This is a genomic window from Bradyrhizobium cenepequi, from assembly GCF_020329485.1.
Taxonomy (GTDB): Bacteria; Pseudomonadota; Alphaproteobacteria; order Rhizobiales; family Xanthobacteraceae; genus Bradyrhizobium; species Bradyrhizobium cenepequi.
In genome coordinates this window covers 15,398-32,569 of the sequence record NZ_JAGKJI010000052.1, presented here as the reverse complement: position 1 = coordinate 32,569, position 17,172 = coordinate 15,398, and the positions used below count along the sequence as shown (strand labels likewise).

Here is a 17,172-nt window from a genome sequence, read left to right as displayed (position 1 = left end):
ATGCTCACCCAGTCGACCGCCGCCCCTTCCCTCAACATCAACAGGGTTGTCCCGGGCCCCCTTCCGTCCTCCGAGCCATTTTGCGGCCTTGCCGGACATGCCGGCCTGATCGCGACCGAATTCACCTACCGGAAAGACGAGGAAATCTACGGCGAGGACGAGCCGGCGGAATACGTCTACCAGGTGATCCGCGGCGCGGTGCGCACCTACAAGCTGCTCTCCGACGGCCGGCGCCAGATCGGCGCATTCCATCTGCCCGGCGATGTCTTCGGGCTCGAGTCCGGCATCAAGCACCGGCTGGCCGCGGAAGCCATCATCGACACCTCCGTGCGGCTGGTAAAGCGCCGCAGCCTCGAACAGGCAGCCGGCACCGATGTCCAGGTCGCCCACAAGCTCTGGACCATGACGGCTGATGATCTCAAGCACGCCGAAGAACACATGCTCCTGCTCGGCCGCAAGAGCGCCATGGAGCGGGTCGCGAATTTCCTCCTGGAGATGGACCGCCGCCTTGCGGTCGCCGGCATGATGGCGCTGCCGATGTGCCGGCGCGATATCGGCGATTATCTCGGACTGACGCTGGAGACGGTTTCCCGCGCGCTGTCGCAACTGAACGACGAAGGCGTGCTCGGCTTCTCCGGCGCCCGCCAGATCGTGCTCCGCAACCGCCAGCGCCTGCGCAACATGGACATTTGATTTGGCGTAATCTCACACGGCGTCAGTCTTCACCTCTCCCATAGGGAGAGGTCGGCGCGAAGCGCCGGGTGAGGGGTTTCGGTCACTCGATAGAGCACCTCCCCTCACCCGGATCGCTGACGCGATCCGACCTCTCCCTGTGGGAGAGGTGGACGATGCGGCACAATCCGAACGTCACTAACTCTTCGCGGAAGCTCAGCCCGCTGCACCGAACAAGAGCGGCAGCGCGCGTGGGCCGCGGACGGTGCCTTCCGACCACGTCACCTTGCCGGCGGGATCGAGACGGAAGTCGGGAATCCGCTTCAGCCACTCCTCGATCGCGACTGTCATTTCCATGCGTGCGAGGTTCGAGCCGACGCAGCGATGGATGCCGAGGCCGAAGGCGGCGTGGCGATTCTCCTTGCGGTCGATCACCACCTTGTCGGCATCGGGGAACACCGTGGGGTCGCGGTTGGCGGCGGGGAACGACAACAGCACCATATTGCCGGGCCTGACCGGGCAGCCGCTGATTGTGGTTTCCTTCACCACCTCGCGCGCCATCGTGACCGGCGAATAGGCGCGCAAGAATTCCTCGATCGCGCTCGGCATCAATTCCGGTTCGGCGACCAGGCGCTCGCGGTCCGCGGGCGTTTTCGCAAGATGCCAGAGCGAGGAGCCGATCGCGCTCCAGGTGGTATCGATCCCTGCGATCAAAAGCAGCCGCAGCGCGCCGAGCACGTGGGCGTCCGACAATGGCTTGCCGTCCTTGTCCTTCGCATTCATCAACGTCGTGATCAGATCGTCGCTCGGCTTGTCCTTGCGCTCGTTGATATGGCCGGCAAAATAGGCGCTCATGTCCTCGATCGCACGCATCAGCGTGCCGTGATCCTTGATGCCGAGTTCAAGGACCTCGTGGATCCACTTGATGAAGAGATCGCCGTCCTGCTCGGGGATCCCAAGCATATGGGCGATGGCGCGCACCGGAATATGCTTGGTGTAACGTGCGGCGGCGTCGCATTTTCCGTCGGCGATGAATTCGTCGATCAGTTCGTTGCAGATCGCTCTTACCCGCGGCTCCAGTTTCTTCATCGCGTCGGGCGTGAAGGGAGGCAGCAGCAATTGCTTGGCCGGCTTGTGCTCCGGCGGATCGGATGTGATCGGAGGCGAGGTCGCGGTGATCTCCGGCCGTACGTCGCGCACGATGATGCGACGGGAGGAGAAATGCTCGGTGTCGTAGGCGATCTGCTTCACCGCCTCATAGGTGGTCGGCATATAGCAGCCGAGGAAGCGCTCGGTGTGAACCACTGGCGAGGCTGCGCGCAACTGCTCCCAGATCGGAAACGGATTCTCGGTCCAGGTCGGATCGGTGTGGTCGAAATCACGGATCCAGTCGGTCACCGGCGGGTGTTCGGGCATCATGCTGACGGAATCGGACATCGGCAATTTCCTTCCGCTGTGTTCATTCAGATCAAGTGTGGATGAAGGCGGCGGTTCGACTGCGCGCCTCACTCCTCGATGACTTCGATCGCGAATTCCGGGCAGTTGGTTTGGGCGAGATAGGCCTTGTCCTCGAGCCCTTCAGGCACATGGCCATCGCCGTGCTCATGCGCATTGCCATATTCGTCGAGATCGAACAGTTCGGGCGCGAGCGCGTTGCAGCGCGCGTGTCCCTGGCACTTATCCTGGTCGACGTGGATCTTCAGCTTTCCGGACATGCGGACGCTTCCCTGCCGTGTGCGGCATCGATGCGCGGGGCTCGATGTGCGGACGGGCGTTCCTCGGCTTCTCGGCGGACGCGGCTTGCTTCGGCCACGTCTCGAATTAGAGCCATTACATTCGCGGTCCGGTTGTGCTGTCAAGCGAAAAGTTATAGCCTATCACATTGAGATGGGAACACGCCTCGCCCGCAAGCCGCAAAATGCCTATCACCATGGCGATCTCCGCGACGCCCTGGTGCACGCCGCACTGCGGGAAGCGGAACTCGGCGGCCCCGAGGCCGTCAACATCAGTGCACTCGCCAAGAAGCTTCGCGTCTCGCAGCCCGCCCCCTACCGGCATTTCGCCGACCGCGAGGCGCTGTTGTCGGCCGTCACGGCAGAAGCCTTTCGCCAGTTCAACGCAACGCTGCGCGATGCAATCAACGGACCATCGAAGCAGACCAAGCTCTCGCGCTTCGCGCGAGCTGCCCTCACCTTCGGCTTGCGCCGACACGGCATCTACCGCCTGATGTTCGCCTCACGCGTGATGGCCTGTTCGCCAAAGGACAGCGAGCTGCACAGCGCCTCGATGGAGACGTTCGGCCTGCTCCTCGAAGCTTTGGAGTCGCCGGCGGTCGGCCTCCTGCGCGAGCGTCACGCGCTGCAGATCTGGGCCGCGCTGCACGGCGTCGTGATGCTCGCCGAGCAAGGCCTGCTCACCGGCCAGCTCGCCGAGACCACGCGCGAAGAACTGCTCGACGACATGGTCGCGCAGATCAAACTAAGCCTGTCACTCGCGATCAAGGCGGCGGAGCAAGAGCGCTGATCTGTACGACGATCTCTCCCTCCGCTCGCAATGACGTGCAGAGAACATGCCAAGCGCGCCGATGTCGTAGGGTGGGCAAAGCGACTTCACGCACAGACGCTCAAACATGCTCAGACGGAAGCGTGCCCACCATCGCGAGCGGATTGCTTGATGGGTGGGCACGCTTCGCTTTGCCCACCCTACGCCACTACGGCGTTGCTGAACTTACCTCGCCGCTTCAAACCCGCCGAGCACCGCGGTCAAATTCGCGCCGAGGATGTCGGAGAGATAGCCGCCTTCCTGCACGAACACCGTCGGCAGCCCGATCCGCGCGATCGCGGCGCCGATGCGGCGAAAGCCTTCCGTGGTGACGGCAAGGCCTGCCAGCGGATCGTGCTCGGAGGCATCGAGACCGAGCGCGACGACGAGTGCGCCGGGCGCGAAGGCCTCGATCGTCTTCTGCGCCGTCGCGAGCGCCGTGAGGTAGCCGTCGTTGCCGGTGCCGATCGGCAGCGGGATGTTGAGATTGGTGCCGAGCCCCGGACCGACGCCGCGCTCATGGGCGTAACCCCAGACGAACGGATAGAAGGCGGACGGATCGGCATGGATCGACACCGTCAGCACGTCACCTCGCTCGTAGAAGACGCCCTGGGTGCCATTGCCGTGATGGACATCGACGTCGAGGATCGCGACGCGCTCATGCATCAGGCGCAGATGCGCCGCGGCCACCGCGCTGTTGTTGAGGAAACAGAAACCGCCGGCGATATCGCGGTACGCATGATGGCCGGGCGGACGGCAAAGTGCGTAGACGGCATCCTCGCCCTCCATGACCATCTGCGCCGCGGTCGCCGCGACATCGGTCGCAGCGCAGGCGGCGGCCCAGGTGCCCGGCCCGATCGGCGCGGCGGTGTCGGCCGTGTGCCAGCCGAGCCGGCCGATGATATGGGTCGGATAGGTGGCGGCATTTCGTACCGGATGGATGTTGCCGATCATCTCGGGTCCCGCATCGCCAAGTGCCGACCAGGCGTCCCACGCTTCCGCGAGGAAGCTGAGGTATTCGGCGCTGTGCACTCGCGCCCGCGGCCCCTGCCCGAACACGGTCGGCTCGACCAGTTGGTGCTTGCCCGCCTTCAGCCCCGTGAGCAGTCGGTCGGCGCGCTCGGGTTGCTCAGTGGTGCGCTTGACGACACCACGGACCAGGAAGAATTGCGGATCATGGCTGCGATGCAGTTCGGTATAGACGGCCTTCACCAGGAGGCTCCCATCATTGGAGATGGGAACATCCCTTGCATAGAACCGCCCGAATCGCAAAAGCCGCCCGGTGCGAAAAGGATGCACTCGCTCCTGTTCATTCCTTAAGCGCCGACTGCCGAGAGTTTAACCTTGCCCCGCCAGGTCAGACCCGTTGAATCGAGAGCGACGACCGCCTCCAAGATCCGCGGCTGTATCGTCTCCCCGAACGAGCTGAAAGGTTCCGATGCTCGCATTCATCGCGCAACGAATTATGAAGGCGATCGTCGTCCTGCTCGCGATCGTCGTGTTGAACTTCTTCCTGATCCGGCTCGCACCCGGGGACCCCGCGGTGGTGATGGCAGGAGAAGCCGGCGCCAGCGATCAACTCTTCGTCGCGCAGCTCCGCGAGAAATTCGGTCTCGATCAGCCATTGCCCGTGCAGCTCTATCGGTATGTGAAGGGCATCGCCACCCTCGACCTCGGCTTCTCCTTCCGCCAGCAAGCGCCGGTGTCACAATTGATCCTCGAGCGATTGCCGGCAACGCTGCTGCTGACCGGAACGGCGTTTGCGATCTCGCTGCTATCAGGCGTGCTGTTCGGAATACTGGCTGCGCGACGTGCAGGTACCTGGGCCGATACCGCAATCACGATATTGGCGCTGATCTTCTACGCCACGCCATTGTTCTGGGTCGCACTGATGGCGATCCTGCTCTTCTCCGTGACGATGGATTGGCTGCCGAGCTTCGGCTACGAGACGGTCGGCGCCAACTACACCGGCTTCGCCCACGTGCTCGACGTCGGCGCGCATCTGATCCTGCCGGCGATGACGATCGGCCTGTTCTTCATGGCGACCTACACCCGCATGACGCGCGCCTCGATGCTGGAGGTGAAGCGGCTCGATTTCGTCAAGACCGCGCGCGCCAAGGGCTTGCGTGACGCGGTGATCCAGCGCCGCCACGTCCTGCGCAACGCGCTGCTGCCCGTCGTGACGCTCGCAGGCCTGCAGGCGGGCACGCTGGTCGGTGGCGCTGTGTTGACCGAGACCGTGTTCGCCTGGCCCGGCATCGGCCGCCTGATGTATGAGGCGTTACTGCAGCGCGACTATAACCTCCTGCTCGGCGTCTTCGTCGTCTGTTCGGCGATGGTGCTGGCCTTCAACTTGATCACCGACCTGATCTACCGCTCGGTCGATCCGCGGATCGAGTTTGCGGCATGAAGCGGTTCTGGAAGCTATTGCTGCGCAATCCCGGCGGATTGATCGGCTCCATCATTCTCCTGGCCGCGATCGCGGTGGCGCTGTTCGGACCGATAGTGTTTCCGAACTCGCCCTGGCGCATGGTGCAGCGGCCGTTCCTGCCGCCGTTCACGATATCAGCCCTGCCGCTCGGCACCGACGCGCTCGGCCGCGACGTGTTCGCCGGCATCATCTATGGCGCGCGCGTCTCGCTGTTGGTTGGGCTGGTCTCGACGCTCGCGGCACTCGCCGTCGGCATTCCCGTAGGCGCCCTCGCCGGCTATTTCGGCGGCCGGATTGGCGATGCCCTGATGCGCTTCACCGAATTCTTCCAGACCGTGCCGAGTTTTGCGCTCGCGATCGTGCTGGTGGCGATCATGCAGCCTTCGATCGTCTCGATCGTGCTGGCGATCGCGATCGTGAGCTGGCCGCCGGTGGCGCGGCTGGTACGCGGCGAGGTGCTGTCGCTGCGCACCCGCGAATATGTGCAGGCCGCGATCGTCACGGGACAGAGCCATCGCTGGATCATCTGGCGCGAGATCCTCCCCAATGCGCTCTCGCCCGTCATCGTGCTGGCTTCGCTGATGGTGGCGACCGCAATCCTCCTGGAGTCCTCGCTCTCCTTCCTCGGCCTTGGCGATCCCAATCTGATGTCATGGGGCTACATGGTCGGCGCCGGCCGCACCGTGATCCGGCAGGCCTGGTGGATCACGGTGTTTCCCGGGATCGCCATCCTGGTTTCGGTGCTGGCGCTGAACCTGATCGGCGAAGGCCTCAACGACGCGCTCAATCCGCGCCTCAACAAGGAGGGACGCTGAGCATGTCCGAGAGCAAACCGATCGTCGTCATCAAGGACCTCAAACTCGCGCTGCCGTCCGGCGCCGACCGCGCCTACGCGGTCGACGGCGTGTCGTTCGATCTTATCCCCGGCAAGATCCTGTGCGTGGTCGGTGAGTCCGGCTCCGGCAAGTCGATGTGCGCCCACGCTTTGATGGGCCTCCTTCCCGATACGATCGGCCGCGAGGCCGGCGAGATTCTCTTCGAGGGGCAGAATCTGCTGCAACTCGATGAGCACAAATGGCTCGGCCTGCGCGGCCGCCACATGGCGATGGTGTTCCAGGAGCCGATGACCGCGCTCAATCCCTTGATGCGGATCGGCGACCAGATCGCCGAGATGTTCGAGGCGCACGGTCTGCTGACGCCGAAGGACCGCCGGCACAAGGCGCTCAATCTCCTGCGCGAGGTCGGCCTGCCCAACCCCGAACGTTCGGTGCGCGCCTATCCGCACCAATTGTCCGGCGGACAGCGTCAGCGCGCGATGATCGCAATGGCGCTCGCGCTCGAGCCGGCGGTGCTGGTCGCGGATGAACCGACCACCGCGCTCGATGTCACCACGCAGGCGCAGATCCTGAAGCTGATCCGCGACCTGCAGCGCCGCCGCAACATGGCGGTGATGTTCATCACCCATGATTTCGGCGTCGTCGCCGATATCGCCGACCGCGTGGTCGTGCTGCAGCACGGCAAGGTGGTCGAACAGGGCTCGGCCGATGACGTGCTGCAGCTTCCGCAGCATCCCTACACACGCGCCCTGCTCGCCGCCGTCCCCTCGATGCAGCCGCCGCAGCGCGCTCCCCTTACCGACCGTCCCAAGGCAGTCGAGGTGATCGGCCTCGACAAGACCTACGTCTCCGGCGGCGGCTGGTTCCGGCCGGAGCGCCGCGTGCAGGCGGCCAAGGCCATCAACTTCAATATCCTGCAGGGCGAGACGCTCGGCCTCGTCGGCGAATCCGGCTCCGGAAAATCCTCGGTCGCGCGCCTCGTCATGCGCCTGATCGAGCCGGACCAGGGGACGGTCCGCGTCGGCGATACCAACTTCACCGCGATCGGCGGCAAGGAATTGCGCAAGGAGCGCAGCCGTATCCAGATGATCTTCCAGGATCCGTTCGCCTCGCTCAATCCCCGCCGCAGGGTCGGCAACATCATCGCGGACGGGCCGATCGCGCATGGCATCGATCCAGACGTCGCGCGGCAGCGCGCCCGCGACCTGCTCGGCATGGTCGGCCTCAACGCCAACGCGATGGATCGCTTTCCGCACGAATTTTCCGGCGGCCAGCGCCAGCGCATCGGAATCGCCCGCGCGCTGGCGCTCGAGCCGGAGATCCTGGTCGCGGACGAAGCGGTTTCCGCGCTCGATGTTTCGGTACAGGCGCAGGTGCTCAATCTGCTCGAAGACCTCAAAGCGCGGCTTGGGCTGTCGATGCTGTTCATCACCCACGATCTGCGCGTCGCCGCGCAAATCTGCGACCGGATCGCGGTGATGCAGCGCGGCGAAATCGTGGAACTAAGGCCTGCAGCCGCGCTGTTCTTGGCGCCCGAACATCCCTACACGCGCGAGCTGCTCGCTGCCGTGCCCGGCCGGACATCGCCATCCACCGAGAGGATGAGCCAAGAGGAGATAGCGTGACACCGGTTATGCGGGAAAATCTGCCGAGTCGATCCGGATGCGGTCAGCGTGCAGCGACCAATCACACAGCGCCTGTACCTCGCAGAATTTCTGCTTGGCCATTTCCGCGGCCTGGCCTTCGTTCAAGGCATTCACTTCCAGCGAACTCTGGCAAACCTCCCTTTCGCGGCCATTGTCGCCAAGTACGTCCTTCATGAAGCTAACGACAAATCGTGACATGGGAGCCTCCTGCTACACGGGTAGCGTCGGATTTTGGATACTAGCATCTTGGAAAAGTGAGTTGAGGAAAATCAAGCCCGATGTCGCCCAACTCTAACGTAATCCTCTGCGCCGGCTGATGGCGGCGCGGCGATCGATCCGGCGCGGTTCCACGTCCTCCCCTGCTCCGCATTCGGCAGTGGATTTGACTAAAAATCAGCGATGTCGCTACTCCGGCGCAAACCCGAAGGTCCGTTCAAAGCGCTTGGCGTAAGCCGGCCAGACCTCGGGATTGATGATCCGCGGCGGCCGCTTGCCATCGAGCGCGTCCAGGATCTGCTCGGCGGCGATCCGCCCCATATTCTCGCGCGCCTCCCGGGTGACGCCCGCCGTATGCGGACTGGCGAGCACATTGTCGAACTGCAGCAACGGATGTTCCGGCGGCGGCGGTTCCTTGGCCCAGACATCAAGCCCGGCGCCGGCGATGCGCTTGTTGCGCAGGGCATCCTCCAGCGCCTCCTCGTCATGGATGAAGCCGCGCGCGGTGGTGATGAAGAACGCGTGCGGCTGCATCAGCGCGAACTCGCGGGCGCTGATCATGCCGCGGCTTTCCTTCGTCAGCGGGCAACTGATCGAGACATAGTCGGCGCGGCGCAGCAGCTCGTCGAGCTCGACCTTCTCGCCGCCGCGCTTCGCCATTTCCTCGGCGGTCAAATAGGGATCGTAGGCGATCACCTTCATGTGCAGGAGTCCCCTGCAGAGCTCGGCGATCCGGCGGCCGACATTACCAAGACCGATGATGCCGATGGTCTTGCCCTGTGCCTCGTTGCCGATCAGCGCATTGCGGTTGACGTCCCGCTGGCGCCGCAACACACGGTCGGACTCGATGATGCGCTTCGACAGAGCCAGCAGCATCGCCAGCGCGTGCTCGGCGACGGAATTGGCGTTGCCGCCGGATTGATTAACCACCAGCACGCCAGCCGCGGTGCAGGCCTCAACGTCGACGGGATCGAAACCGGCGCCATTGGAGGAGACGACCAGGAGGTTCGGCGTGCGGCGGAGCAGGTCCCGGTCGACATGGAAGTGCCTGGCCAGTTCGTCGCGCGCCGCCCCGATCTGGTAGGCGTGCGCCGCTTCGAGGATCGGCGCCGCAACCTCATCGGGGCTCTCATTCTCCAGCCGGTCCAGCCGCACGTCGGGGCGGCTCTTGAGGATGTCCGCGTAGATGTTGTGGGCGAGGTATTTGACGTAGAAGACGCGCTTGTTGTTGACGGTCATGTCCTTCTGCAACTTTCAGTTCGGAAAACCATAGAGTCCTGCGGGGTTAGTGACGAGGATGCGCCGCCGCGTCGCCTCATCCGGTGTCCATTGCTGGAGCAGGTCGAGCAGGTGGCCGGCATCAGGCATCTCGCCCTCGACCCGCGGATGCGGCCAGTCGCCACCCCAGACCAGGCGCTCGGGGTTCGCCCTCACCAGGGCCTCGTGGAACGGCCGCGCATCGGGATAATCGGGCGCCTGCTGGCTGAGGCGATGCGCGCCGGAGAGCTTGGCCCAGCACCAGCCGTCGCCGACCGCTCGCAAGAGGCTTTGGAACCCTTCGGTGCTGGTGCCGGCGCGGGCGTCGGTACGGCCCATATGGTCGATCACAACAGGCAGGTGGAAGGATTTCAGTAGTGGCACAGTCTGCGGCAAATCCTTGACGTCGATCCAGAGCTGAAGGTGCCAGCCGAGTTCGGCCATCACGGGCGCCAGCCTCTCGGCTTCCGTTAGCGGAACGCCGCCACGATAGTGCAACTGGCCGCCGCGGAAAAAATGGTTGAAGCGCAGGCCGCGCACGCCCAGCGCATTCCATTCCTTGAATATGGCCGGCGAGACGCTCGCATCGGCCACCGCGACGCCGCGCAGGCGATCCGGCGTGCGGCGGAGCGCATCCAGCATCGCGGAATTGTCGCGGCCGTGCGCACTGCCCTGCACCAGCACGCCGCGCGCAAAGCCGAGGGTGTCGAGCATATCAAGGTATTTTTCCAGCGGCGCATCGGGCGGCGTGTAGCTGCGATCCTCCGCATAGGGAAAATGATCGGACGGCCCGAACACATGAGCATGGGTATCGCAAGCGCCCGGCGGTAGCGGCAGCTTGGGACGGCTGACCTCGCGCGGCGGCAGGCAGGCGGGAATGGCTGAAGCGGTCATCGCACTATTCCGCCGTCATCCCGGCGGCCTTGATGATCGGCCCCCACTTCTCGTAGTCGGCATGGATCTTGGCATCGAACTTTTCCGGCGTGCTCCCGATCGGCACCGCGCCGAGCTTGCTCAGCCGCTCCTTTACCACCTCCATGTTCAGCGCGGCCACGAAGTCATGCGAGAGCTTTGCCACGAGATCGGGCGGCATGCCGCCCGGCCCGAGCAACCCCCACCACACCTCGGTGTCGTAGCCCGGTACGGCCTCGGACAGGCTGGGAACATCCGGCAGGAACGGCGCCCGCGCCGCCGTGGTGACGGCGAGCGCCCGGACGGTGCCGGCCTGAAGCTGGCCGACCGACTCCGGGCCATTGTTGAACGACATCGGGATCTGCCCGCCCAGGAGGTCGTTGATCGCCGGCATGCCGCCTTTGTAAGGGATTGCGTTGAGATCGATCTTCGCCAGGTTCTTCAGGAGTTCGCCGGTCAGATGGGTCGATGTGCCATTGCCGGCATGGCCGTAGGACAGGCTGCCCGGTTTGGCCTTGGCAGTCGCGATAATTTCGGCAGCGGACTTGAACGGGGAGTCCGCGCGCACCAGCAATACGTTGGGCGACGACGCCAGAAGCGAAATCGGCGAGAAATCCTTGAACGTGTCGTAAGGCAGCTTGGGATAGAGGAACGGATTGGTAGCGTGGCCGCTCGCCACCATAACCAGACTATAGCCATCCGGCGGCGAGGTGGCGATCGCCTGCGACGCGATCACGCCACCCGCGCCGGGCCGGTTCTCGACGACGATCGATCGTCCCCATTGTTTCGACACCTCGTCGGCAAGCGTGCGGGTCAAAACATCGACGCCCCCGCCGGGCGGATAAGGCACCAGGATATGAACGGGTTTGGCGGGAAACGGCTGCGCGAATGCCGAGCCGGCCGCAAAGGACATGACCGCCGCAATGGCGGCTCGCCAGAACCGACTGGCCATGACATTCCTCCCACTGCTCTCGTCTTATTGTCGTTGCCGCCTGTATCGCATACCAGACCGGCATTCGCACCAGCGGAAACCGCAGGTCACGTTGCGACTGCGACATGTTGACAATCCCGCCGCTCGGGTGAAGTTTTGCCGCAAGAAAGCGGCCGCAGCGTCGCCAGATGTGAGGGAGAGCAAACATGGCGCTCGCGGAGGATCAAAGCTCGCTCAAATCCGCAAGCGAGAAGAGCTGGCACGGCATCGTGCTGCAAACGCTCAAGCGCAACGAGGTCCGCCTCGTGCCGTATGTGCCGGATCGCGTGCTGACGCCGCTGATCAAGAACCTGCACGCCGATCCCTTCTTCACGACCTTCCCCACCGCGCGCGAGGAGGAAGCGGTCGGAATCGTCTCCGGCGCCTGGATGGGCGGCATGCGCGGTGCGGTGCTGATGCAGACCTCCGGTTTTGCCACCCTTGCGAATGTGCTGGCGTCGCTTGCGGTCCCCTACCAGATCCCCGTGATCATGCTGGTCTCCGAGCGCGGAACGCTCGGCGAATTCAACTACGGCCAGGCGCTGGTCTGCCGCACCATGCGGCCGGTGCTCGACTCGCTGGCGATGGAGCATCATACGGTGACCCGGCTCGACGAGTTCGAGTTCATCATCGACCGCTCGATCAAGCAGGCCGTCACCACGCAGGCGCCGGTGGCGCTGATCCTCTCGCCGCTGCTCACCGGCGGCAAGGTCTTTGACAAGTGAGCGGTCCCATGAATACGGCAACCAAAACCCCTGCCCGCAACACCAAGGTGATGAACCGGTTCGACCTCACCTCGCGCCTTGTCGCAAAGCTGAAGAACGAAGAGGCCGTGGTCGGCGGCATCGGCAACACCAATTTCGACCTCTGGGCCGCCGGCCATCGCCCGCAGAACTTTTACATGCTGGGAAGCATGGGGCTCGCATTTCCGATCGCGCTCGGTGTGGCGCTGGCGCAGCCCAAGCGTCGCGTGTTCGCGCTCGAGGGCGACGGCTCGCTCCTGATGCAGCTCGGGTCGTTGTCGACGATCGCGACGCTGGCGCCGAAGAACCTCACCATGGTCGTGATGGACAACGGCATCTATCAGATCACCGGCGCGCAACCGACGCCGGCAGCGGCGGTCTCCGATCTCGTCGCCATCGCGGTTGCCAGCGGCCTTCGGAGCAGCTCCTGGGCCGCCGATGAGGATGATTTCGAACGCCTCATCGATCAGTCGCTCGCCTCGGACGGCCCGACGCTGATCGGCGTGCGCATCGACGACAAGCCCGGCACCGGTGCGACCCGTCGCGATCCCGTGCATATCAGGGAGCGCTTCATGCTAGGCCTCGGCGTGCGGCAGCCGTTGTAGAATTTCGCGCGCCCCGTTCAGCGTTTTGGGCCAGAACCCGAAGCGCCCCAAGCCCGGTCAACCCATTCTGCAATTCAGCGAGACAGCCCTTCATCACTGTCAAGATCGCTTCCCTATTCTCGGCGCCCTTGTCCCAAACGTAGCCATGGGCGAGGCTGATTACGATGCCGCTGCTAAGATGCAGCAGGAAGCCCCCCGGAATGACAGTGATTAGCAAATCGGTTGCCCCGCTGCGCGACAGCCCTTTCAACGCTGGCTCAACCAACGGTTGGAGATCATCTTGCTCAGATTTCCTAATAAGAAAATAAGCGCGCCCAAGGGCGATTAAACTAACCAGCGGGGCCACCACGTTGGCGTAGACAATGCCACTGCATTCAGTCGCCGTGGCCGACGCCACTAGTTTGGCTGGGTCGTTCCAGTTGCAGTAGATTGACACACCGCAAATGTCGCCACCGAGGGCTTCGAGTTGCCGATGAACGACAGACTCGGTCCGCTTCATGACTGAGCCCGCATGATCCTGCCGGCCGGTGAAGATTTCGCAGACCTCCAGCCCGAAACGCTGTTCGCCTTCGGTGACGATGAAATCCGGGTGCTCGCGATCAGCTTCGAGAAGCCACGTCTTGCCGAGCAGCTTTGCCGCCTGTTCAGGCCGTGTCATTGCCAATGAGCCAGAGAATGGATGGACTGTGCAGGTCCAGGTCCGTCGAGGGACGTTACTCGATCGCGTCGAGCGAGCGTCGGTCAAACAGTATGCTATCGGCGAGGCGATGGCGAGATGATCTTCTCGCAAGGCTCCGTCTTCATCCCGCAGATTTTTTCGCGGTTCGCGTTTTCGGAGGCGATCCGGCAGGGGACCTCATGCGAATCCGCACGTATCCGCCTTTCGGCTGTTCCATTTCGAAGGCGTTTGTCTTTCGCACAAGATCACTCAGCTTGCGGAAACCAAAGGTTCTCGGATCGAAATCGGAAGCCAGGTTGGCAAGGTGTTTTCCGACTTCCCCAAGAGCTACCCACCCGTCTTCACTCTCCATCTGGGCAATGACCTTATTGATAATAGGAATAGCCGCCTCGGGTGGTTGAAGCGGCTTCAACTTCGAGGCGGGATCCTGATTGTTCGCCGCGCCGGCTAGCAGGTTCTCGGTATATACGAATCTTCGGCAGGCCTGCCTGAAGCTTTCAGGCGTCTTCTGTTCGCCAAAGCCGAAAACATCGATGCCCTGCTCCCGGATGCGGGCGGCAAGACGTGTAAAGTCACTGTCGGAAGACACCAGGCAGAAGCCATCGAACCGGCCGCTATGAAGGAGGTCCATCGCATCAATGACCAGCGTGATGTCGGATGCATTCTTTCCGGTTGTGTAGGCGAACTGCTGTTGAGGTATGATGGCGTGCTTCGACAGCATATCCGCCCAAGCCTTGGATCGAGGATTGGAGAAGTCGCCGTAGATGCGGCGAACGCTCGCTTCGCCGATCTTGGCAATCTCCTCGAACAATCCATCTACGATCTTTGCGGAGGCATTGTCGGCATCGATCAAAACGGCGAGACGGGGCGAACGGTGTTCAGCAGGCATGATATACCCCCATAAGCATGCAACGACTAAAGCACAGAATCGCCAACAATCTCTACTGCCTGCAAGGACTTCAGCTCATGACTTCGTTCGAAAGAACAAAAAAAGCAGCCTGCATGAACACGCAGGACGGCGGAAATCGACACGCCAGGATGTCGCTTCGCTGATCCGGGCTGCGCCTGCCGGACTGGCAAAGCGGCTCAGTTCAGCCGCAGCTCGGTGATGTGCCGCGGATCCGGGCTCAGCTCACCACGCTCCACGCGCCTTACGATATCAGTCAGCACGGCATTGGCGGCGCAGGAGAGGCCGATCTTCTCGCCCTCTCGCACCACGAGACCGTTGAGGAATTCGATCTCGGTACGCCGGCCTTTCTGCACGTCCTGGCCCATCGAGGGACGCTGCTGGGACGAGGTGCGCTTGCCGTCCTTGAAGCGCTGCTCGTCGCAGACCCGCATCGCCGTCTCGTCGCCCTCCCCGGCACGCGCGATCGTCTCGGGCGGCAGGTGCAGGATCTCCTCCAATTGATAGCCGAGCGCCTGGCCGACGCGGATCGCTTCGCTGCCGAGCCGGGTGGAGAAACGGCGGATTGGCTCGCTTTGCAACATCTCTCCGCCCGGCAGACCCGTGCAGGCCGAGAGCCCATTGCTCATGACGTTGGCGACCAGTTTCGACCAGCGCTCGCCCCACAGATTGCCAGTGACTTTGGCGCTGTCGGAGTAACCGACCAGACGGCAGATTTCTTCCGCCCGTGGCGTGAGGCGACCGTGCACTTCGCCGGCGCGAAATACGGTGTGCGCCGCCCCGCCCTTGCCAGCGCCCCGATGGATATGGCCGGGCTCAGGCAGGTTGACCGTGATGCTGCTGGCTATGCATCCGAGCGTCTTGCTCCAGCCGACGATGCCGGCAATCGTCTCCTCATTCATGCAGTTCTGCAGTGACACGACATAGCCGTCCGGCGCCAGATACTGCCGGATCAGCATGGTCGCCCACGCCGTGTCGTAAGACTTCATGCAAATGAAGGCGATGTCGAGCGGCTTCTCCTTGGCGAGCTGCTGCACATCCGTGATATGCAGCGCGCGCACGGGAACCGAGAACTCCGCGATGTCCCTTGCGTGGGTGACGCGTAGTCCGTGCCTCCTCATGTGCTCGATGTGCTCGGGCCACGGATCGATGAACGTGACGTCCTCACCCGCCTGCACCATATGGGCACCCACATACCCGCCGACGGCACCAGCTCCGACGATCGCTATCTTCCGGCCCATGGTTTTCTCCCTGGCATTTTTCTTGCGGTTGCGGACGCAACCGGTCCTGCCAATCCATTGGCAGGCAGTTTAGACGAACCGGGTCTTTCGCCAAATGTCCACGGTAGGTTAGAGCGGACGTTATCCGCCGGTCAGCTTTTCGACCGACACTCGTCGAAAAAGACGAGGTCGTCCAGCTGTGGAACGGCTTGTCGGTACTTGCCACCCAAAGTTGGTCGAATTCTGCTTCGGCGGCCGCGTTCTGCCTCCGCTGCGCGTGCCCATTACTCCCATTGGAAGGCCTTCCATGCTCGCACTGATGACATTGCCAATCGAGTTGCTGCGCGTCGCCTTCTATGCCTTGCAGGGTATCATAGACGCGCTGAGGGCACGCCATCGGTTACGTTTCGAGTTCACGGTTTCGATCAACGCTCCGCGCGATGCCGTATGGCGGTTCTGCGCCGCCGACCACGCGGTGTTGGACGGCCCGCCGCGGATGGAAATTTCGCACGAGCCTGTGCCTGACAATCCCGAGCTTTGGCTCACACGTATCGCTGTCGGCGGCCAACCCCGGGCGCAGGACGTTGCGCGCGAGCTTGAGCGCGACGAGGTGAAGGGGATAATCCGTGCGCAGTCGGTCGCCCACGAACTGTCGATCCCACCCGAGGACGGCCGCAATATCGAATCGGGCTACATGATCGACGCAACAACGGCTGGCACGACGCTGACCATGTTCAGCGAATTGACCGTGCGTACCTTTCGCGACCGCATCGTCTATCCGATCGGCCTGCGCCGAATTGCAAACCTGATCAGGCAGCAATGCGAAAAGGAAGCAGGCACCCATAGCCGCCTCGTCGCTCTCGCCAATCACGGATTGGTCCTGTCGGTCGCGGCACTCGCGAGCTTCTGGTACCTGTTTGGCTGGCAGTTGGGGATACTCCTTGCGATCGTGATCGTGCTGCACGAAGCCGGACACGTCGCGGCGATGCTTATGGTCGGCGTCGGCGTCCGTGGCATCTACCTCATCCCCTTCTTCGGCGGTGCCGCCGTCCCCAAGACGGCCTACCAGACCGAGGGCCGGCTCGGCTTCATCGCGCTGCTGGGACCAGGTCTGAGCCTCATTCCGACACTCGTTCTCCTCGCCATGTTTCGGGCGACTGATGAAATGCACCTGCGGCAAGCCGTGGAGGTGTTTGCCATCGTCAACGCCGCCAATTTGTTGCCGATCTATCCGCTCGATGGCGGACTGATTCTCAACGCACTCATCGGCTCGGTGAGCCGAACGTCCGCGCTGATCGCAGGCTGGATCGGAGTGCTGACTGGCCTCGGCCTGGCCATCTACCTGCAATCATTCCTGATCGGAATTCCATTTCTTCTGTTTGCACTGCAGCGCTATCTCCGCAGCAACCAAACCATCGAGCTCGAGCGCCTCTCGTTTGCAGGCGGGATCGCGCTAGCACTCGCTTCGATCGCAACCTTCGTCCTGTACGCCTTCGTCATCAAGGCCACTTTGATAGTCCCGCCGGTCGGTCTCTGA

The 17,172-nt window shown here is 63.2% G+C and carries 18 protein-coding genes; 8 read left to right on the top strand and 10 right to left on the bottom strand.

Translation table 11 applies throughout. From position 1 onward, the window contains the following. On the top strand, positions 1-693 hold the full coding sequence (locus tag J6497_RS33745; RefSeq protein WP_225708532.1) for a helix-turn-helix domain-containing protein: 693 nt from the start codon (positions 1-3) through the stop codon (positions 691-693). A gap of 195 nt (positions 694-888) precedes the next feature. Here J6497_RS33745 and J6497_RS33740 read toward each other — a convergent pair whose 3' ends face one another. Continuing rightward, complete coding sequence (locus J6497_RS33740; RefSeq protein WP_225708531.1) at positions 889-2,109, bottom strand: cytochrome P450; 1,221 nt, start codon at positions 2,107-2,109, stop codon at positions 889-891. Positions 2,110-2,177: 68 nt separating this feature from the next. Continuing rightward, complete coding sequence (locus J6497_RS33735) at positions 2,178-2,387, bottom strand: ferredoxin (protein WP_225708530.1); 210 nt, start codon at positions 2,385-2,387, stop codon at positions 2,178-2,180. 172 nt (positions 2,388-2,559) lie between these two features. On the opposite strand from J6497_RS33735, the gene J6497_RS33730 reads away from it, so the two are divergent. Beyond that, positions 2,560-3,195, top strand: coding sequence for a TetR/AcrR family transcriptional regulator (locus J6497_RS33730; RefSeq protein ID WP_225708529.1), 636 nt, complete (start codon positions 2,560-2,562; stop codon positions 3,193-3,195). A 204-nt stretch (positions 3,196-3,399) separates the two neighbouring features. Here J6497_RS33730 and J6497_RS33725 read toward each other — a convergent pair whose 3' ends face one another. After that, complete coding sequence (locus tag J6497_RS33725) at positions 3,400-4,425, bottom strand: histone deacetylase family protein (RefSeq protein ID WP_225708528.1); 1,026 nt, start codon at positions 4,423-4,425, stop codon at positions 3,400-3,402. 226 nt (positions 4,426-4,651) lie between these two features. On the opposite strand from J6497_RS33725, the gene J6497_RS33720 reads away from it, so the two are divergent. Genes J6497_RS33720 through J6497_RS33710 form a run of 3 tightly spaced genes read left to right on the top strand, consistent with a single transcriptional unit; the run spans position 4,652 to position 8,105 of the window. Continuing rightward, a complete protein-coding gene (locus tag J6497_RS33720) occupies positions 4,652-5,623 on the top strand; it encodes an ABC transporter permease (RefSeq protein WP_225708527.1) in 972 nt (323 codons plus the stop codon). Further along, entirely contained in the window at positions 5,620-6,459 is an 840-nt protein-coding gene (locus J6497_RS33715) for an ABC transporter permease (protein WP_225708526.1), read from the top strand. The genes J6497_RS33720 and J6497_RS33715 overlap by 4 nt, the downstream gene beginning before the upstream one ends. A 2-nt stretch (positions 6,460-6,461) precedes the next feature. Beyond that, positions 6,462-8,105 (top strand): ABC transporter ATP-binding protein, encoded by a 1,644-nt coding sequence (locus J6497_RS33710; RefSeq protein WP_225708525.1) that lies wholly within the window; start codon positions 6,462-6,464, stop codon positions 8,103-8,105. A gap of 6 nt (positions 8,106-8,111) precedes the next feature. On the opposite strand, the gene J6497_RS33705 is transcribed toward J6497_RS33710, so the two are convergent. The 4 genes from J6497_RS33705 to J6497_RS33690 form a co-directional block, all read right to left on the bottom strand. Beyond that, positions 8,112-8,324, bottom strand: coding sequence for a hypothetical protein (locus J6497_RS33705; RefSeq protein ID WP_225708524.1), 213 nt, complete (start codon positions 8,322-8,324; stop codon positions 8,112-8,114). Positions 8,325-8,531: 207 nt separating this feature from the next. Continuing rightward, positions 8,532-9,581 (bottom strand): hydroxyacid dehydrogenase, encoded by a 1,050-nt coding sequence (locus tag J6497_RS33700; protein ID WP_225708523.1) that lies wholly within the window; start codon positions 9,579-9,581, stop codon positions 8,532-8,534. Positions 9,582-9,596: 15 nt separating this feature from the next. Further along, positions 9,597-10,493 carry an amidohydrolase family protein gene (locus J6497_RS33695; RefSeq protein WP_225708522.1) on the bottom strand — a complete coding sequence of 299 codons (897 nt, stop codon included), beginning with the start codon at positions 10,491-10,493 and terminating at the stop codon, positions 9,597-9,599. Between the two features lie 4 nt (positions 10,494-10,497). After that, positions 10,498-11,463, bottom strand: coding sequence for a Bug family tripartite tricarboxylate transporter substrate binding protein (locus J6497_RS33690; protein WP_225708521.1), 966 nt, complete (start codon positions 11,461-11,463; stop codon positions 10,498-10,500). 185 nt (positions 11,464-11,648) lie between these two features. Here J6497_RS33690 and J6497_RS33685 point away from each other — a divergent pair, with 185 nt between their 5' ends. Together J6497_RS33685 and J6497_RS33680 are read left to right on the top strand one after the other, a co-directional pair. Continuing rightward, positions 11,649-12,206 (top strand): thiamine pyrophosphate-binding protein, encoded by a 558-nt coding sequence (locus tag J6497_RS33685; protein WP_225708520.1) that lies wholly within the window; start codon positions 11,649-11,651, stop codon positions 12,204-12,206. An 8-nt stretch (positions 12,207-12,214) separates the two neighbouring features. Beyond that, positions 12,215-12,829 carry a thiamine pyrophosphate-dependent enzyme gene (locus J6497_RS33680; protein WP_225708519.1) on the top strand — a complete coding sequence of 205 codons (615 nt, stop codon included), beginning with the start codon at positions 12,215-12,217 and terminating at the stop codon, positions 12,827-12,829. On the opposite strand, the gene J6497_RS33675 is transcribed toward J6497_RS33680, so the two are convergent. From J6497_RS33675 to J6497_RS33665, 3 genes are all read right to left on the bottom strand, one after another. After that, positions 12,795-13,487 (bottom strand): hypothetical protein, encoded by a 693-nt coding sequence (locus J6497_RS33675; RefSeq protein WP_225708518.1) that lies wholly within the window; start codon positions 13,485-13,487, stop codon positions 12,795-12,797. The two genes, J6497_RS33680 and J6497_RS33675, sit on opposite strands and share 35 nt — an antisense overlap. 142 nt (positions 13,488-13,629) lie before the next feature. Next, positions 13,630-14,397, bottom strand: a complete 768-nt coding sequence (locus J6497_RS33670) for an NYN domain-containing protein (RefSeq protein WP_225708517.1) — start codon at positions 14,395-14,397, stop codon at positions 13,630-13,632. Positions 14,398-14,594: 197 nt separating this feature from the next. Further along, the gene (locus J6497_RS33665) at positions 14,595-15,656 is read right to left on the bottom strand and encodes a ketopantoate reductase family protein (RefSeq protein WP_225708516.1); all 1,062 of its coding nucleotides are present in this window, start codon (positions 15,654-15,656) and stop codon (positions 14,595-14,597) included. A gap of 286 nt (positions 15,657-15,942) precedes the next feature. Here J6497_RS33665 and J6497_RS33660 point away from each other — a divergent pair, with 286 nt between their 5' ends. Beyond that, complete coding sequence (locus J6497_RS33660; protein WP_225708515.1) at positions 15,943-17,172, top strand: zinc metalloprotease; 1,230 nt, start codon at positions 15,943-15,945, stop codon at positions 17,170-17,172.

Excerpts from the sequence above, each read along its gene's own strand:
- J6497_RS33745 (WP_225708532.1), top strand. The coding sequence starts at position 1 with ATGCTCACCCAGTCGACCGCCGCCCCTTCCCTCAACATCAACAGGGTT.
- J6497_RS33740 (WP_225708531.1), bottom strand. The coding sequence starts at position 2,109 with ATGTCCGATTCCGTCAGCATGATGCCCGAACACCCGCCGGTGACCGAC.
- J6497_RS33735 (WP_225708530.1), bottom strand. The coding sequence starts at position 2,387 with ATGTCCGGAAAGCTGAAGATCCACGTCGACCAGGATAAGTGCCAGGGA.
- J6497_RS33730 (WP_225708529.1), top strand. The coding sequence starts at position 2,560 with ATGGGAACACGCCTCGCCCGCAAGCCGCAAAATGCCTATCACCATGGC.
- J6497_RS33720 (WP_225708527.1), top strand. The coding sequence starts at position 4,652 with ATGCTCGCATTCATCGCGCAACGAATTATGAAGGCGATCGTCGTCCTG.
- J6497_RS33715 (WP_225708526.1), top strand. The coding sequence starts at position 5,620 with ATGAAGCGGTTCTGGAAGCTATTGCTGCGCAATCCCGGCGGATTGATC.
- J6497_RS33710 (WP_225708525.1), top strand. The coding sequence starts at position 6,462 with ATGTCCGAGAGCAAACCGATCGTCGTCATCAAGGACCTCAAACTCGCG.
- J6497_RS33705 (WP_225708524.1), bottom strand. The coding sequence starts at position 8,324 with ATGTCACGATTTGTCGTTAGCTTCATGAAGGACGTACTTGGCGACAAT.
- J6497_RS33700 (WP_225708523.1), bottom strand. The coding sequence starts at position 9,581 with ATGACCGTCAACAACAAGCGCGTCTTCTACGTCAAATACCTCGCCCAC.
- J6497_RS33695 (WP_225708522.1), bottom strand. The coding sequence starts at position 10,493 with ATGACCGCTTCAGCCATTCCCGCCTGCCTGCCGCCGCGCGAGGTCAGC.
- J6497_RS33690 (WP_225708521.1), bottom strand. The coding sequence starts at position 11,463 with ATGGCCAGTCGGTTCTGGCGAGCCGCCATTGCGGCGGTCATGTCCTTT.
- J6497_RS33685 (WP_225708520.1), top strand. The coding sequence starts at position 11,649 with ATGGCGCTCGCGGAGGATCAAAGCTCGCTCAAATCCGCAAGCGAGAAG.
- J6497_RS33680 (WP_225708519.1), top strand. The coding sequence starts at position 12,215 with ATGAATACGGCAACCAAAACCCCTGCCCGCAACACCAAGGTGATGAAC.
- J6497_RS33675 (WP_225708518.1), bottom strand. The coding sequence starts at position 13,487 with ATGACACGGCCTGAACAGGCGGCAAAGCTGCTCGGCAAGACGTGGCTT.
- J6497_RS33670 (WP_225708517.1), bottom strand. The coding sequence starts at position 14,397 with ATGCCTGCTGAACACCGTTCGCCCCGTCTCGCCGTTTTGATCGATGCC.
- J6497_RS33665 (WP_225708516.1), bottom strand. The coding sequence starts at position 15,656 with ATGGGCCGGAAGATAGCGATCGTCGGAGCTGGTGCCGTCGGCGGGTAT.
- J6497_RS33660 (WP_225708515.1), top strand. The coding sequence starts at position 15,943 with ATGCTCGCACTGATGACATTGCCAATCGAGTTGCTGCGCGTCGCCTTC.